Annotated in this window: 16 protein-coding genes; 6 read left to right on the forward strand and 10 right to left on the reverse strand. The window is 70.7% G+C overall.

Annotated features, from left to right (window positions below):
* Nucleotides 1-334 precede the first annotated feature (334 nt).
* Nucleotides 335-961, forward strand: coding sequence for a TetR/AcrR family transcriptional regulator (locus AQJ46_RS25080; RefSeq protein ID WP_057614412.1), 627 nt, complete (start codon nucleotides 335-337; stop codon nucleotides 959-961).
* A 4-nt stretch (nucleotides 962-965) separates the two neighbouring features.
* Here the strand turns inward: AQJ46_RS25080 and AQJ46_RS25085 are convergent, their stop codons facing one another.
* Nucleotides 966-1,427 carry a MaoC family dehydratase gene (locus AQJ46_RS25085; protein ID WP_059207775.1) on the reverse strand — a complete coding sequence of 154 codons (462 nt, stop codon included), beginning with the start codon at nucleotides 1,425-1,427 and terminating at the stop codon, nucleotides 966-968.
* Nucleotides 1,428-1,534: 107 nt separating this feature from the next.
* Here AQJ46_RS25085 and soxR point away from each other — a divergent pair, with 107 nt between their 5' ends.
* Nucleotides 1,535-2,056, forward strand: coding sequence for a redox-sensitive transcriptional activator SoxR (soxR, locus tag AQJ46_RS25090; protein ID WP_059207776.1), 522 nt, complete (start codon nucleotides 1,535-1,537; stop codon nucleotides 2,054-2,056).
* Between the two features lie 35 nt (nucleotides 2,057-2,091).
* Here soxR and AQJ46_RS25095 read toward each other — a convergent pair whose 3' ends face one another.
* Nucleotides 2,092-2,814 carry a 3-keto-5-aminohexanoate cleavage protein gene (locus tag AQJ46_RS25095; RefSeq protein ID WP_059207777.1) on the reverse strand — a complete coding sequence of 241 codons (723 nt, stop codon included), beginning with the start codon at nucleotides 2,812-2,814 and terminating at the stop codon, nucleotides 2,092-2,094.
* A gap of 90 nt (nucleotides 2,815-2,904) precedes the next feature.
* Complete coding sequence (locus AQJ46_RS25100) at nucleotides 2,905-3,507, reverse strand: hypothetical protein (protein ID WP_057614408.1); 603 nt, start codon at nucleotides 3,505-3,507, stop codon at nucleotides 2,905-2,907.
* 235 nt (nucleotides 3,508-3,742) lie between these two features.
* Between AQJ46_RS25100 and AQJ46_RS25105 the strand changes: the two genes are divergently transcribed.
* Entirely contained in the window at nucleotides 3,743-6,529 is a 2,787-nt protein-coding gene (locus AQJ46_RS25105; RefSeq protein ID WP_059207778.1) for a penicillin acylase family protein, read from the forward strand.
* Nucleotides 6,530-6,548: 19 nt separating this feature from the next.
* On the opposite strand, the gene AQJ46_RS25110 is transcribed toward AQJ46_RS25105, so the two are convergent.
* Together AQJ46_RS25110 and AQJ46_RS25115 are read right to left on the reverse strand one after the other, a co-directional pair.
* The gene (locus tag AQJ46_RS25110; RefSeq protein WP_059207779.1) at nucleotides 6,549-7,862 is read right to left on the reverse strand and encodes a hypothetical protein; all 1,314 of its coding nucleotides are present in this window, start codon (nucleotides 7,860-7,862) and stop codon (nucleotides 6,549-6,551) included.
* A 71-nt stretch (nucleotides 7,863-7,933) separates the two neighbouring features.
* Entirely contained in the window at nucleotides 7,934-9,166 is a 1,233-nt protein-coding gene (locus AQJ46_RS25115) for an exo-beta-N-acetylmuramidase NamZ family protein (protein ID WP_059208037.1), read from the reverse strand.
* A gap of 113 nt (nucleotides 9,167-9,279) precedes the next feature.
* Here AQJ46_RS25115 and AQJ46_RS25120 point away from each other — a divergent pair, with 113 nt between their 5' ends.
* Genes AQJ46_RS25120 through AQJ46_RS25130 form a run of 3 tightly spaced genes read left to right on the forward strand, consistent with a single transcriptional unit; the run spans nucleotide 9,280 to nucleotide 12,337 of the window.
* Nucleotides 9,280-10,053 (forward strand): SDR family oxidoreductase, encoded by a 774-nt coding sequence (locus tag AQJ46_RS25120; RefSeq protein WP_059207780.1) that lies wholly within the window; start codon nucleotides 9,280-9,282, stop codon nucleotides 10,051-10,053.
* Nucleotides 10,050-11,717, forward strand: a complete 1,668-nt coding sequence (locus AQJ46_RS25125) for a class I adenylate-forming enzyme family protein (RefSeq protein WP_059207781.1) — start codon at nucleotides 10,050-10,052, stop codon at nucleotides 11,715-11,717. The genes AQJ46_RS25120 and AQJ46_RS25125 overlap by 4 nt, the downstream gene beginning before the upstream one ends.
* A 26-nt stretch (nucleotides 11,718-11,743) precedes the next feature.
* Entirely contained in the window at nucleotides 11,744-12,337 is a 594-nt protein-coding gene (locus tag AQJ46_RS25130; protein WP_059207782.1) for a TetR/AcrR family transcriptional regulator, read from the forward strand.
* Between the two features lie 8 nt (nucleotides 12,338-12,345).
* Here AQJ46_RS25130 and AQJ46_RS25135 read toward each other — a convergent pair whose 3' ends face one another.
* The 5 genes from AQJ46_RS25135 to AQJ46_RS25155 all read right to left on the reverse strand — a co-directional run bounded on the left by AQJ46_RS25135 (nucleotide 12,346) and on the right by AQJ46_RS25155 (nucleotide 15,915).
* On the reverse strand, nucleotides 12,346-13,560 hold the full coding sequence (locus tag AQJ46_RS25135) for an acyl-CoA dehydrogenase (RefSeq protein ID WP_059207783.1): 1,215 nt from the start codon (nucleotides 13,558-13,560) through the stop codon (nucleotides 12,346-12,348).
* 5 nt (nucleotides 13,561-13,565) lie between these two features.
* Nucleotides 13,566-14,600 (reverse strand): phosphotransferase family protein, encoded by a 1,035-nt coding sequence (locus tag AQJ46_RS25140; RefSeq protein WP_059207784.1) that lies wholly within the window; start codon nucleotides 14,598-14,600, stop codon nucleotides 13,566-13,568.
* A 154-nt stretch (nucleotides 14,601-14,754) separates the two neighbouring features.
* Nucleotides 14,755-15,051, reverse strand: a complete 297-nt coding sequence (locus AQJ46_RS25145) for a hypothetical protein (protein WP_059207785.1) — start codon at nucleotides 15,049-15,051, stop codon at nucleotides 14,755-14,757.
* A 151-nt stretch (nucleotides 15,052-15,202) separates the two neighbouring features.
* Nucleotides 15,203-15,526, reverse strand: coding sequence for a DUF202 domain-containing protein (locus tag AQJ46_RS25150; RefSeq protein WP_059207786.1), 324 nt, complete (start codon nucleotides 15,524-15,526; stop codon nucleotides 15,203-15,205).
* Nucleotides 15,523-15,915 (reverse strand): YidH family protein, encoded by a 393-nt coding sequence (locus AQJ46_RS25155; RefSeq protein WP_059208038.1) that lies wholly within the window; start codon nucleotides 15,913-15,915, stop codon nucleotides 15,523-15,525. The genes AQJ46_RS25150 and AQJ46_RS25155 overlap by 4 nt, the downstream gene beginning before the upstream one ends.
* Between the last annotated feature and the right edge of the window lie 24 nt (nucleotides 15,916-15,939).

Raw genomic sequence — 15,939 nt, forward strand, 5'->3', positions numbered from 1 at the left:
CCCGGCACCCCCATGTCCCGGTTCCGCGCACCAGCCCTTGCTGTTCCGGCTCGCGCCTTGCGTTCCGCTGTTCCGGCCCGCCGGGCACCCCCCGTCCGGGTGCCGGGCACCCCCCCGTCCGGGTTCCGCGCACCAACCCTTGCTGCTCCGGCTCATGCCCTGTGCCCCGCCGTTCGCCCGCCCCGCACCCCCGCTGCTCCGGCCCACGCCCCGCGCCCCACTGCTCAAGCACGCCCCGCACCCCCGCGCTCAAGCCCGCGCAGCGCAGGGTGGCTAAGCGCTCGCTCAGGTTCGGCGGTATGGTGGGGGTTCTGACAGTGGAGAGGGGCGTGCGATGACTACGGCGGAGGAGACGGCCGGCGGCGAGACGTCGGCGTGGGGCGAGGTCACGCCCGACGCGGCGCGGCGGCTGCTCATTGCCGCGGTGGAGGCGTTCGCCGAGCGCGGCTATCACGCCACCACGACCCGCGACATCGCGGGCCGGGCCGGTATGAGCCCCGCCGCGCTCTACATCCACTACAAGACCAAGGAAGAGCTGCTCCACCGCATCAGCAGGATCGGCCACGCGAAGGCACTGGAGATCCTCCAGGTCGCGGCCCGCCGCGAAGGCACCGCCACCGAGCGGCTCACGGACGCCGTGAGCTCCTTCGTCCGCTGGCACGCCGGCGGCCGCACCACCGCCCGGGTCGTCCAGTACGAACTGGACTCGCTGGGCCCCGACGCCCGCGCCGAGATCCTCGCGCTGCGCCGACAGTGCGACGCCGAGATCCGCGGGATCATCGAGGACGGCGTGGCCTCCGGCGAGTTCGACGTGCTCGACGTGAGGGGCACCACCCTCGCCGTCATGTCGCTCTGCATCGACGTGGCCCGCTGGTTCAACGTCGACGGCCCCTGGACGCCCGACGAGGTCGGCGCGCTCGACGCCGACCTCGTACTGCGGATGGTGGGCGCGACCAAGTAGCCGCCTACAGGTAGTACCGGGACACCGACTCCGCGACGCACACCGGCTTGTCGCCGCCCTCGCGCTCCACGCTGAAGGCGACGGTGACCTGGACACCGCCCGCCACGTCGTCGACGCCGGTGATCTGCGCGGTGGCGCGCAGGCGGGAGCCCACGGGTACCGGTGCGGGGAAACGCACCTTGTTCGTCCCGTAGTTGACGCCCATCTTCACGCCCTCGACCTTGATCAGCTGCGGTCCGAACAGCGGCAGCAGGGAGAGGGTGAGATAGCCGTGCGCGATCGTGGTGCCGAAGGGTCCCGCGGCGGCCTTCTCCGGGTCGACATGGATCCACTGGTGGTCGCCGGTGGCCTCCGCGAACAGATCGATGCGCTTCTGGTCGACCTCCAGCCAGTCGGTGTACCCCAACTGCTCGCCCACCGCCTCCTTCAGGTCGTCCGCGCCCGTGAAGATCCTCGGCTCTGCCATGTCCCGGCCTCCTCGCCACATGATATCTAAGCGACTGCTTAGCATGGTCGGCCGAGAACCCCCTGTCAACGGACCGCGAGGGTGACGGCATGGGTAGGCTTCGAGGGGTGCCCCAGATTCCCGAGAAGATCCATGAACTCACGGTCGGCCAGCTCGCCGCCCGCAGCGGTGCCGCCGTCTCCGCCCTGCACTTCTACGAGTCCAAGGGCCTGATCCGCAGCCGCCGCACCACGGGCAACCAGCGCCGCTACTCCCGTGACGCGCTGCGCCGGGTCGCGTTCGTCCGGGCCGCCCAACGCGTCGGCATCCCGCTGGCCACGATCCGCGGGGCCCTCTCCGAACTCCCCGAGGAGCGCACCCCCACCCGCGAGGACTGGGCCCGCCTGTCCGAGGCCTGGCGCTCCGAACTCGACGAACGCATCAAGCAGTTGAACCGCCTCCGCGACCACCTCACCGACTGCATCGGCTGCGGCTGCCTCTCCCTCGACACATGTGTGCTCTCCAACCCGGACGACGTGTTCGGCGACCGGCTGACGGGGTCACGACTGCTGGTGGAGCAGAGCGGGGGCCGACGGAAGAACGGGCGCCGGGAGCCGGAACGGCGGGAGACGACGGACAAGCGCTGCTGAGCCGTCGTACGGGCAGCGGGCCTCCTCGGCCTGCCCTACGACAAGCGCTGCGCCCACCCGTACTGGACCAGCCCCTCGGTCACCAACTGCGCGTTGGACACGGCTCGTTGACCGTCCGGCAAAGCCAGTGTGTCCTCCAGGCCGACCCTCGTCGCCAGGCCCAGGCGGCCGGCCAGCCGCAGCACCGGCCAGGCGCCCGCGTCCTCGCCGTGCAGCAGCACGGGGCGGGCGTGCGCCGGACCCAGCTGGGCGAGGAGTGTGCGCGCGGAGGTCTCCGCCGCCTGTGTGTCCGTCACCTCCGCGAGGACCCGCAGCACCTTCGGGCCGAGCGGTGACACCGCGAACCTCGCCGCCCCGTCCGTTCCCGACCAGATACCGGCCTCCACGCCGACACCGAGGTCGATCAGCGCGGCGGCGATCTCCTCGGCACCCGGCTCGTGCCAGTTCACCGAGGCGTGGTCGGGCAGCACGGTCCAGCCCCGGACACGGGCGAGCCGGGCCGCGAGGTCCGGTTCCGCCCAGGCGCCGGTGGTCACTCCGACCGGGACCGACACCCGCGCACGGATCGCCTCAAGCGTCGCCGCGACCACCCGCGGCGACAGACTGTCCCGCCCACAAGGTGTCTTGGGGTGGACATGGATGTCCGTGGCGCCCGCCGCGACGGCCTCGGCCGCCGCCTGCGCCATGGACTCGGGCGTGAGCGGCACCGCCGTTCCGTCGGCGGCCCCGCGCGGGCCGTTGAGACACACCTGCACCATTCCTCGATGGTGCCAGGCGGCACCGACGGTTCAAGCCCGTCAAAACAGGGGGTGCGGCATCCCCGGCGCACCCCCGGTGCGCTCACACGCTCAGGCCGACATCAGCAACCGTCCGCGCCTGGCGTCCGCCAGGGCGTCGGGTGTGAGCACGGGCCGCGGCACCAGGATCCCGCAGTCCGTGCAGACCGGTCCGGTCGAGGGCTCGTGGTCGAGTTCGTACTTCCAGACGAGCCGCTCTCCGTCGCACACCGGGCACACCGCGCCCGGTTCGCGCTCCAGCGCCGAGATCAGCCTGCGCAGCACCTCGGCCAGTGAGTCATCGGGGTGCACCCGGGGATCGTCGCACCATGCGACTCCGAAACCGCCCCAGGTCAGCCGGTGCCAGTCGTCCACACTGCCCGGCCTGCGCAACCCGTCGTGCTTCTCCTTCTTGCGCCGCTCGGCGAACTCGACCTCGTAGGCCAGCCAGACCGAACGCGCCTCCTCCAACTCCTCCAGTGCGGCCACGAGCCGCGCTGGGTCGGGGGAGCGGTCCTCGGGACCGAATCCCGCCCGGGAGCACAAGTGGTCCCAGGTCGCCCTGTGCCCGTAAGGAGCGAACCGCTCAAGGCACTTGCGCAGCGAGTAGCGCCGAAGCGCCAGATCGCACCGCGGGTCTCGCACCTGTCTCGCCAGACTCCGGAAACCGGCCATCGCCCTGCACCTCCGTCACACCTGCACCTGTACTTCGGTCACTTCGGCGTTGTCGCCGTGCGGACTTCGCACGACGTTGCCGAATAGACGTATCGACAAGCGATTTGGCTCCATCCGATTTCCGATGCCCCCCATAAGCTCGAGAACCCCTGTCAAAACTTGACGCATGTTCATCTTCAATCTCGGGGATACCGGCGGTAACGTCCGGCCACACCCCCCGTCGGTTGGAGCTGCCATGCCACGGCGCACCTCACGCACCGCACTCGACAGACTGAGAACTCCCGGCAGACTCACCGGGTTCCTGAAGACCGCATCCATATGCGTCCTGATTGCCGGTCTTTTGTCCCCGCTCGCCCAGACGGCGTCGGCCGCCGACGCCACGGCGGCGAACGACTACTGCGGCGGCCAGTGTTCCGACATCCTGCCGCCCGGCGAGAACGGCAACGCGACCCTCGCCCAAGTCCTCCTCAACCAGGCTTTCGGAACCCAGCCCGACCACGCCGAGGACCAGCTCGGCCCCTACGCCAACCTGGCCAAGGGCTACTCGGCGCTCACCAACTCCACGATCAACACGTTCTTCAACGACGCGTCGTTCGGGGTCCCGTCCGATCAAGTCGCCTCCACCCTGAGTCCCGCGGGCCGCACCGACGTGACGATCGTCCGTGACAAGAAGACGGGCGTGCCGCACATCACCGGTACCACCAGATACGGCACCGAGTTCGGCGCCGGCTATGCGGCGGCCCAGGACCGGCTGTGGCTCATGGACGTCTTCCGGCACGTCGGTCGCGGCCAGCTCACCGCCTTCGCGGGCGGCGCCGCCTCCAACCAGGGCCTGGAACAGCAGTTCTGGCGCAACGCCCCCTACAGCGAGGCCGACCTCCAGGCGCAGATCGACAACGCGGTCGCGACCAACGGCGCCCGCGGCCAGCAGGCCCTCGCCGACGCCAACGCCTACCTCGCCGGCATCAACTCCTACATCGACGCCTCCGACAGCGGCCGCTACTTCCCCGGCGAGTACGTCCTGACCGGCCACAAGGACTCCGTCACCAACGCCGGCACCATCGACCACTTCAAGATCACCGACCTGGTGGCGCTGGCCTCCGTCATCGGCTCCCTGTTCGGCTCCGGGGGCGGCGGCGAGGTCAACAACGCGATCTCCCTGCTGGCCGCCCAGCAGCGGTACGGCGTGACGAAGGGCACCGAGGTCTGGGAGTCCTTCCGCGAGCGCAACGACCCCGAGGCCGTCCTCACCGTCCACAACGGCGAGAGCTTCCCGTACGCCGCCAAGCCCGCGAGCGCGCAGGGCGTGGCGCTGCCCGACGCCGGCTCGGTGAGCACCGAACCACTGGTCTACGACCCCACGGGCACCGGCGCCGACCAGAGCGCGAGCGCGGCCTCCGCCACGGCGACCGCGAACGCCCCCAGCTCGGCCAAGCGCGGCATGTCCAACGCCCTTGTCGTCAGCGGCAAGTACACGGCCAGCGGCCACCCGGTCGCCGTCTTCGGACCGCAGACCGGCTACTTCGCACCCCAGCTCCTCATGCTCCAGGAGATCCAGGGCCCCGGCATCAGCGCCCGCGGCGCCTCCTTCGCGGGACTGAGCATGTACGTGGAACTCGGCCGCGGCCAGGACTACTCGTGGTCCGCCACGACCTCCGGCCAGGACATCATCGACACCTACGCCGTCGAACTGTGCCAGGACGACTACCACTACCTCTACCACGGCACCTGCACGGCCATGGAGAAGATCGAGCAGAAGAACGCCTGGGCCCCGACCACGGCCGACGGCACCGCCGCGGGGTCGTACACCATGAGGGTCTGGCGCACGAAATACGGTCCTGTCGAATACCGGGCGACCGTCGGCGGCAAGAAGGTCGCCTACACCACCCTGCGCTCCTCCTATCTGCACGAGGCCGACTCGATCATCGGCTTCCAGATGCTGAACGACCCGGACTACGTCAAGAGCCCGCAGACCTTCCAGAGCGCGGTGCAGCACATCAACTACACCTTCAACTGGTTCTACGCCGACTCCACGCACACCGCGTACTACAACAGCGGGAACAACCCGGTGCGCGCGTCCGGCGTCGACGCCGAGTTCCCGGTGTGGGCGCAGGCGGCGTACGAGTGGAAGAACTGGAACCCGACGACGAACACCGCCGACTACACGCCGGCCTCCGCGCACCCCAACTCGATCGACCAGGACTACTACGTCTCCTGGAACAACAAACAGGCGCTCGACTACGCGACCGCGTCCTGGGGCGACGGGTCCGTGCACCGCGGCAACCTGCTGGAAGACCGCGTGAAGAAGCTGGTCGCCGCGGGCGGGGTCACTCGGGCCTCGCTGGTGAAGGCCATGGCGGACGCGTCTCTCGCCGACCTGCGCGCGGAGGACGTCCTCCCGGACCTGCTCAAGGTGATCAACAGCTCGACGGTCACCGACTCCACGGCCGCGGCCGCGGTGAGCAAGCTCCAGGCGTGGCTCACGGCCGGCGGCAAGCGCACCGAGACCTCGGCGGGTTCGAAGAAGTACGCCGACGCCGACGCGGTCCGCATCCTGGACGCGTGGTGGCCGCTGCTGACCCAGGGCATCTTCGAACCGGGCCTCGGCACCGGCCTGTACACCGCCTTCCAGGCCAACCTGCCCGTCGACGAGTCCCCTTCGGCCGCGCACGGACCCACCGGGGCGCACGCGGGCAGCTCCTTCCAGTACGGCTGGTGGAGCTACGTCGACAAGGACGTCCGCGCGGTGCTCGGTGAGAGCGTGCGGGGTCCGCTGGCGGACAAGTACTGCGGCGGCGGCAGCCTCAGCGCCTGCCGGGACATCCTGATCAGCACCCTGAAGACCGCGGCCGGAAGGACCGCGGCCCAGGTCTACCCCGGCGACGACCTGTGCTCGGCGGGCGACCAGTGGTGCGCCGACTCGATCGTGCAGCGCACCCTGGGAGGCATCAAGCACTACAACATCAGCTGGCAGAACCGTCCGACCTTCCAGCAGGTGGTGGAGTTCACTTCGCACCGTTAGGCCGACGGCAGGCGGCGGGTCAGTGGATACGGCCCGCCGCCAGCACCAGGTGGGCCAGTTCGCGGTGGCAGATGTCGCTGTGCGCGCCCGAGGGCGGTCCACCGCGCCTGACGACGACCGCCGCGTCGACGTTCACGCAGCCCTTCGCGGGCAGCTTCCCGAGGGCGTCGGCCAGCTTGACGGACGGCGTGTCCGGCACCGCCTGCACGCCGTCATGGCCCATCGCCCCCCACTTGGCGCCCAGGGTCCGGCCGAGGTCGAAGGCCGCCACGCCCTGGGCGTCACCCGCCATGCGCGAGGCCAGCGGATACAAGGTGCCGAGCGCCGAGTCATGGCTGGAGAAACAGCACACGAGCGGCCCGTCGACGCGGTTCTGCTGTCCCTGGAGCACACCTCCCGCGCGCGTGTCGTGCGGCAGCCGGGTCGCGAACGCGTAGTGCGAGAAGGCCCCTTGGAGCAGCGTGACGGACTTGACGGTCCGTACCCCCTCCGGCAGCCCGCGCAGTGCGAACGACACCAGCCGGCCCCCGAAGCTGTGCCCCACGAGGTGCACCCGCACCCCGGGCGCCGCCTTCGCGAGCTGCCCGATCACCCGGCCGAGCCCGCGCTCGCCCACCGTGCCCGCGCGCCGCTTCATCGCGTAGTACGTCCCCTGCCGCAGCAGTTCGTGCGCACCGTCCCACGGGTTGGGAATCGTGAACCCCTGTACCCCGTCGGGTGATTCGAGATGGGCGAGGGCCCGCGCGAACTCCTCGCACACCGTCGCCGCGGACCCGGCGAACATCTCCGGCTCGTCCTGCGGGACCCCCTCCGCCAGCGTGTCCGCCGCGAACAGCGCCTGCGGCCCGGGCGGCACGACGTCCACCAGCATCCGCACCAGCCGCCCGAACTCCTCCAGCTCGGCCTCTTCAGGAGGCTGCTGATCGAGCAGCCGGGATAACTGGTCGATCACGGTGGCCCGGCCCGGGAAGGTCTCGAGCAGCGCGTGACGGGTGTCCTTGTCGAGCACTGGACGCGGTGGCATCTCGGCGGCCACGGACCGCGGGAAGTCCGGGATCGGCTCGTCGGAGAACCGCATCGACGGCCACACGACCCCCACGTACCCGAGTCTCGCCGCCGGCGCGAGCTGCGGGAACGGGGCGAAGAAGCTGCTGTAGAGCCGGGTCGCCGCCGAGCGGTCGCTGTTCCAGCCGTGCGAGAAGACGACCAGGTCCTTGACGCCCCGGTCCACCACCTCCGCGAGCAGCCGGTCCCGCCGGCCGGTGTCCGGGTCTCCGTCCGCGTCGAACGTCAGCTCCCAGTACGGCGTCACACTCATCGCCGGATCCGCCATCACCGACCACCTCGTCCCCGTAGTGGTGCGCATCGTCCTACTACCGGGCGAAGTTGGCCATACTCCACGGCTCATCCGTAGAGGAGGTAATGCTTTCGAATCCGCCGGAAAGCCGTCAGCTCCTCCCGCCAGCCCGCCACGACCTCGTCGGCACCGGCGCCGGCGTCGATCATCGTGCGGACCCGGGTGGAGCCGGTGAGCTTGTCGATCCAGTTGTCCGCGCGCCAACCGAAGCCGGACCAGGCCTTCTTGGCGGTCACCAGCAGGGCGATGCCGGTGCGGACGGGGTCGTAGGCGGGCCGGTCGTGGACGTGGATCTGTACGCCGCCGACCGTCTTGCCCTGGAACTTGGAGAAGGTGGGGGCGAAGTAGGCCTCCCTGAAGTGCACGCCGGGCAGGCCGAGTTCGCCTGCGGCGGCGGCCCAGCGGCCGTCCAGGCCCTCCGCGCCCAGCAGTTCGAAGGGACGGGTGGTGCCGCGGCCCTCCGAGAGGTTCGTGCCCTCGAAGAGACAGGTGCCGGAGTACACCAGGGCGGTGTCGGGGGTCGGCATGTTCGGGCTCGGGGGGACCCAGGGGAGGTTCCAGGCGTCGTAGAACTCCGAGCGCCTCCAGCCCGTCATCAGGACCGTGTCCAGGGTGACGGGCGAGGTGAGGAACTCACCGTTGAAGAGACGGGCCAGCTCCGCGACGGTCATTCCGTGTGCCTGGGAGACGGGCTGTCTGCCCACGAAGGTCGCGAACTCCTTGTGCAGGACCGGGCCCTGGGCCGCACGGCCGGTGACCGGGTTCGGGCGGTCCAGGACGACGAAGCGCTTCCCCGCGAGCCGGGCCGCCTCCATGCAGTCGTACAGGGTCCAGATGTACGTGTAGAAGCGTGCGCCCACGTCCTGGATGTCGAAGACGATCGTGTCCACGCCGGAGGCGGTGAAGATGTCGGCGAGGGGCCTGCCGCTCTTGAGATACGTGTCGTAGACGGGGAGACCGGTCGCGGGGTCGTCGTAGCGGCCCTCGGAGCCGCCCGCCTGCGCGGTGCCCCGGAAGCCGTGTTCGGGGCCGAAGACGGCGGTCAGGTCGACCCGGGGGTCGGCGTGCATCACGTCGACGATGTGCTGCACGTCCCGGGTGACGCCCGTGGGATTGGTGACGATGCCGATACGCTCGCCGTCGAGCTGGGCGTATCCGGAGGCGGCCAGGTTCTCGAAACCTGTTCGTCTGTGGGAGCGGGCCGCCTGGGCCGGGGGTGCGGAGGTCAGTGACGCCGTTGCCGTTGCTGCTGCCAGCAGGGTTCTTCTGGATAGGCGCATGAGGTGCACGGTAGGCGCCGACGCGGGTTGTGGGGAGGTTTCCGTCACTCTTTCCTTCAACATACCGACCGGTTAGTCTGGGCCTGCAGTCGAGCCGCAGTCGAAGGAGACCGATGGTGGAAGCCCTGCAGGGTGCCGGAGTGGTTGTGACCGGAGCGGGAGGTGGCATCGGGGCTGCGCTGGCCCGGCGGTTTGCTGCGGAAGGGGCCCGGGTCGTCGTCAACGACCTCGATGCCGGCCGTGCGAAGGCCGTGGCCGAGGAGGTCGGGGGCATCGCCGTCGCCGGGGACGCCTCCGCCGTCGTCTCCGACGCCCGCGACGCACTCGGCGGCAACGTCGACGTCTACTGCGCCAACGCCGGCGTCGCCTTCGGCGGAGGGAACGCCGACGAGCCGCTCGACGAGACCGGCTGGGCCACTTCCTGGGACGTGAACGTCATGGCGCACGTGCGAGCCGCCCACGCGCTGCTTCCGGGGTGGCTGGAGCGGGGCAGCGGGCGGTTCGTGTCGACCGTTTCCGCCGCGGGGCTGCTGACCATGATCGGGGCCGCTCCCTACGCCGTTACCAAGCACGGGGCTTACGCCTTCGCCGAGTATCTGTCGCTGACCTACCGGCACCGGGGGATCAAGGTGCACGCGATCTGTCCGCAGGGTGTGCGGACCGACATGCTCGCGGCCACCGGGACCGCCGGAGACCTGGTGCTCCAGCCGACCGCCGTCGAGCCGGAGGATGTGGCCGAGGCGCTGTTCAGGGGGATCGAGCAGGACCGGTTCCTGATCCTGCCGCACCCGGAGGTCGCCGAGTACTACCAGGCGCGGGCCGCCGAGCCCGATCGCTGGCTGGCCGGCATGAACCACCTCCAGCGCAAGTGGGAGGAGGTCCGGTGAGCGAGTCCCGTTACGCCGCCAAGCCCTGGCTGGCGCTTCTCAGCGAAGCCCAGCGCGGGCCGATAGAGCCCGCCGACTCACTCGTGCACGCCCTGCGGCGGGCCGTCGCCGAGGCGCCGGAGCGGCCCTTCCTCGCCTACTTCGACGGGCGGCTCAGCTATCGCGAGGTCGACGAGCTGAGCGACTCCGTCGCCGGACACCTCGCCGCTCGCGGTCTGGAGCGCGGCGACCGGGTGGCGGTCCTGCTCCAGAACTCCCCGCTGTTCGTGCTCGCGCTGCTCGGTGCCTGGAAGGCGGGCGCGGTCGTCGTGCCCGTCAACCCCATGTACAAGTCGGGGGAGGTCGGCCATGTCCTGCGGGACGGTGAGGTGGCCGCGCTGATCTGCTCCGACCGGGCCTGGGAGTCGTATCTGCGCGAGACGGCGGCGGACTCGCCGGTGCGGATCGTGCTGACCGGGTGCGAGTTGGATTTCCAGACCCGCGGGGACGCGCGCGTGCTCACCTTCGAGCGGCTGCCGCAGGCCGAGGACGCCGACGACCTGGTCGCCGTCGCCGGGGCCGGGCACAAGGCGCCCGAAGGACGGGACGTCAGGCCCTCCGACCTCGCGCTGATCAGCTACACCTCGGGGACGAGCGGCACGCCCAAGGGCGCCACCAACACGCACGGCAACATCATGTACAACGCCGAGCGGCAGCGGACCGGGCTCGGGCTGCCCGAGGCGCCCGTGTACTTCGCACTGGCGCCCCTGTTCCACATCACCGGGATGGTCTGCCAGCTCGGGGCCTGTCTGAACAGCGTGGGCACGCTCGTGCTGGCGTACCGCTTCGAGGCGGGTGTCGTCCTGGAGGCGTTCGCCGAGCACCGGCCGCACTACACGGTCGGCCCGTCGACCGCTTTCATGGCGCTGGCCGCCCACCCGGACGTCACCCGCGAGCACTTCTCGTCCTTCGTCAACATCTCCTCCGGCGGGGCCCCGCTGCCGCCCGCCCTGGTGGAGAAGTTCCGGGCCGGCTTCGGGCCGTACATCCGCAACGGCTACGGGCTGACCGAGTGCTCCGCGCCCTGCGCCTCCGTTCCGCCGGAGCGCGAGGCGCCCGTCGACCCGGTGTCCGGGACGCTCGCCGTGGGCGTGCCGGGGCCCGAGACGGTCGTAAGGATCGTCGACGACAGCGGCGCCGAGGTGCCCTTCGGCGAGCAGGGCGAGATCGTCGTGCGCGGACCGCAGGTGGTGCCCGGGTACTGGCGGCGGCCGGAGGCGACCGCCGAGACCTTCCCGGACGGCGAGCTGCGCACGGGTGACATCGGGTTCATGGACCCCGAGGGCTGGCTGTACGTCGTGGACCGCAAGAAGGACATGATCAACGCGTCCGGCTTCAAGGTGTGGCCGCGCGAGGTCGAGGACGTGCTGTACACGCATCCGGCGGTGCGCGAGGCGGCCGTCGTCGGAGTGCCCGACGGGTACCGCGGGGAGACCGTCAAGGCGTACATCAGCCTCCGTCCGGGTGCGGAAACCGACCCCGATGCGCTCGCCGCGTACTGCAAGGAGAGACTGGCGGCCTACAAATACCCGCGGCAGGTGGAGATCCTGCCCGACTTGCCGAAGACGGCCAGTGGGAAGATCCTCCGGCGGGAACTCCGTTCCCCACCGCACAACAGCGAATGACCTCTCGGAAGGCAGGTGGCGGCACAGTGCCCAGGACGACGGACGGAGACGGTACGCCCGTCCCGCAGCGGCTGCTGGCCGCCGCCACCCGGCTCTTCGCCGAGCGGGGCTACGACCGCACCTCCGTGCAGGAGATCGTCGAGGCGGCCGGCGTCACCAAGGGGGCGCTGTACCACTACTTCGGCTCCAAGGACGACCTCCTGCACGAGGTGTACGCGCGCGTGCTGCGCGTCCAGCAGGAGCGCCTCGACGCGCTCGCGAACGCCGACGAGCCGATCGAGAAGCGGCTGCGGGCGGCGGCCGCCGACGTCGTCGTCACCACGATCGAGAACCTCGACGACGCGATGATCTTCTTCCGCTCGATGCACCACCTGAGCCCCGAGAAGAACAAGCAGGTACGCGCCGAGCGGCGGAAGTACCACGAGCGTTTCCGCGCGCTCATCGAGGAGGGCCAGGAAGCGGGCGTCTTCTCGAAGGCGACCCCGGCCGATCTCGTCGTGGACTACCACTTCGGGTCCGTCCACCACCTGTCGACCTGGTACCGCCCGGACGGCCCGATGGGCCCGCAGGAGGTCGCCGACCACCTGGCCGACCTCCTCCTGCGGTCCCTGCGGCCGTAGAGCGCCTCCTAGAGGTACTTCTTCAGCTCCCGTCGCGCGAGCGAGCGCTGGTGGACCTCGTCCGGGCCGTCCGCGATCATCAGGGTGCGGGCGCCGGCGTACAGCTCGGCCAGCGGGAAGTCCTGGCTGACGCCGCCCGCGCCGTGCAGCTGGATCGCCCGGTCGATGATGTCGACGACCGCGCGGGGCGTGGCGATCTTGATGGACTGGATCTCGGTGTGGGCGCCCCTGTTGCCGACCGTGTCCATCAGCCAGGCCGTCTTCAGGACCAGCAGGCGGAGCTGTTCGACGGTCACGCGCGCGTCGGCGATCCAGTTGTGGACCACGCCCTGCTGGGCCAGCGCCTTGCCGAAGGCGTCGCGGGAGACCGCGCGGCGGCACATCAGCTCGATCGCCCGCTCGGCCATGCCGATCAGCCGCATGCAGTGGTGGATCCGGCCGGGGCCGAGGCGGGCCTGGGCGATGGCGAAGCCGCCGCCCTCCTCGCCGACGAGGTTCGAGGCCGGTACGCGCGCGTGGTCGAAGATCACCTCGGCGTGGCCGCCGTGGGAGTGGTCCTCGTAGCCGAAGACCCGCATCGCGCGCTCGACCGTGACGCCCGGAGTGTCCCGGGGGACCAGGATCATGGACTGCTGGCGGCGGATGTCCGCGCCGTCCGGGTCGGTCTTGCCCATCACGATGAAGATCTTGCAGTCCGGGTTCATCGCCCCGGAGATGTACCACTTGCGGCCCGTGACGACGTACTCGTCGCCGTCCCGTTCGATGTGGGTGGTGATGTTCGTGGCGTCGGAGGACGCGACCTCCGGCTCGGTCATCGCGAACGCCGAGCGGATCTCACCGGCCAGCAGCGGCTCCAGCCACTGCTTCTTCTGCTGCTCGTCACCGAACTGCGAGAGCACCTCCATGTTGCCGGTGTCGGGCGCCGCGCAGTTCAGCGCGGTGGGCGCGAGCTGCGGGGAGCGGCCGGTGATCTCGGCGAGCGGGGCGTACTGGAGGTTGGTGAGGCCGGCGCCGTACTCGGCGTCGGGCAGGAAGAGGTTCCACAGGCCCTGCCTGCGCGCCTCGGCCTTGAGCTCCTCGACCACGGCCGGGGTGTCCCACGGCGAGTCCAGCCGGGCGCGCTGCTCCTCCGCGACGGCCTCGGCGGGGTAGACGTACTCGTCCATGAAGGCGAGCAGCTTGGCGCGCAGCTCCTCGGTGCGCGCGTCGAACGCGAAGTCCATGCGGATCAGCCTTCCTGGATGCCGTCGTGAAGCGTGGTCAGACCGTGCTGGATGAAGACCGGGACCAGGTCGCCGATGCGGTCGAAACCGCGGCCGACCGTCTGGCCCAGGGTGTAGCGGTAGTGGATGCCCTCGAGGATCACGGCGAGCTTGAACCACGCGAACGCCGTGTACCAGGACACCGCCGTCACGTCCCGCCCGGAGCGCTCGGCGTACCGCGCGACCAGTTCGGCCGGATCCGGGTGGCCCGCGGCCTCGGCGGTCGTGGAGACCGGGGAGGCGGCCGTGCCCAGCGGCACGCTGTACATCACCAGCAGGCCGAGGTCGGTGAGCGGGTCACCGAGGGTCGACATCTCCCAGTCGAGAATCGCCCTGATCCGGTCGTCGTCGCCCAGCAGGACGTTGTCGAGCCGGTAGTCGCCGTGCACGACCGTGGCCGCGGGGGACTCGGGCAGCCGGCGGCCGAGCGCCGCGTGCAGCTCGTCGATGCCGGCCAGGTCGCGGTTGCGGGAGGCGTCCAGCTGCTTGCCCCAGCGGCGCAGCTGGCGGTCCAGGAAGCCCTCGGGGCGCCCGAAGTCCGCGAGCCCGACCTCCGCCGGATCCACCGCGTGCAGCTCGACGAGGGTGTCGACCAGGGACAGCACGGCGTCGCGGGTGCGCTGCGGGCCGAGGGGGGCGAGCTGGTCGGCGGTGCGGTACGGGGTGCCCTCGACGAACTCCATGACGTAGAAGGGCGACCCGATCACCTCGTCGTCCTCGCACAGCAGGACCGGGTTCGGCACCGGCACGTTCGTGGGGTGCAGCGCGCTGATGACCCGGTGCTCGCGCTTCATGTCGTGCGCGGTGGCGAGGACATGGCCGAGCGGGGGCCGTCGTACGACCCACTTCGACGTGCCGTCCGACACCGCGTACGTGAGGTTCGACCGTCCGCCCTCGATCAGCCGGCCGGTCAGCGGACCGCGCACCAGGCCGGGCCGCTCGCGGTCGAGCAGGCCGCGCAGCCGGTCGAGATCGAGTCCTGGCGGATGATCGGGGCTCATCTGGGCTCCTTACGCGCGGGAACGGGTACCGACCATCATGCCGACTGGTCGGTATGCCGTCCAGAGGGGACGGTGAACGTGATCCGGCCCACGATAGGCCGACAGCTCCCGGCCTGGTGTGGCGGGGAGCTGTCGGCGGTGCTTCTCGGTCAGGTCAGTGGTCGTCCCAGTGGCCGTCGTGGGCGGCGTGCCGGTGGCCGTCGTGGAGGTAGTCGACGTGGTCGCCGTGCAGGACGCTCTCGTGTCCGCAGTCCTGGCCGTGCCGGTGCTCGTGCTCCGTGTGCGAGACGTGCCCGCCGGGCTCGCACTCGTCCCAGTGGGCCTCGTGCTCGCGGTGCAGATGCCCGTCGTGCGCGTAGTCGACGTGGTCGTCGTGCGGCACCTCGGTGTGTCCGCAGTCCGGGCCGTGGGTGTGCGCGTGCGCGGCGTGTTCGTGGTGGAGGGTGGTCATGGTGCTCACCTTCGAAGCGACGGGCGATGACGTCGGACAGGCTGTCACGCGAAAGGTGCGTATGCGGATATTCAGGTCTGCGTGGCGTACGGGTACCCCACAGGGGCGAGGGTGAGCACGGGCGGGCCCGGGTGGGGGGGCGCCGAGCCGCTCAGAACACCAGCGCCGCCCCGCACACCGCCGTCGCCACCGTGCACAGGACCGCCGCGGTGGCGTGTCGCGAAGTGAGGGCCGCCGGTGTGTCCGACGAGGTCAGGGCGCGGATGCGGTGGTGGGCGAGGGAGAGGAGGCCCAGCCAGAGGGCGCAGCACAGGGCGCAGGCGACGAGTGTGGCGGGGGTCGGGCCGCCGTGCAGGGCCGTCTTCACGGCGAGTACCGCGCAGACGGTGCCCGAGAGGGTCGTACGGCGCCAGGCGAGCCGGGTGCGTTCGGGCTGGAGCCCCGGGTCCCGCTCCGCGGCGGCGGCCTCGCTCATCCCTCCCACCCGATGAACACCACGACGACCATGGCCACGGCCACCACCGCGACCACCAGGCTCAGCAGCGCCGGGAACCGGGACACCGGCAGATCCTCGCCCCGCCGCATCGCCCGCTCGCACCGCACCCAGTGGTTGACCGCCCGCAACGAGCACAGCACGCCTGCCGCGAGCAGCGCGAGTGCCAGGCCCACCCGCCAGCCCCAGCGCAGATCCGGCAGGAACTGGTCCACGGCGAAGCCGCCGCCGATCAGGGCGAGCGCGGTGCGCAGCCAGGCCAGGAAGGTGCGCTCATTGGCCAGCGAGAACCGGTAGTCGGGGGTACGACCCTCCTGCCGGACCTCGTCGGGGGCGAACCAGACGCGGACGTTCCGTGCGAAATCGATCACGCGCACGAGCCTATCGGCCGGGTT

Source organism: Streptomyces canus (assembly GCF_001514145.1).
Classification (GTDB): domain Bacteria; phylum Actinomycetota; class Actinomycetes; order Streptomycetales; family Streptomycetaceae; genus Streptomyces; species Streptomyces canus.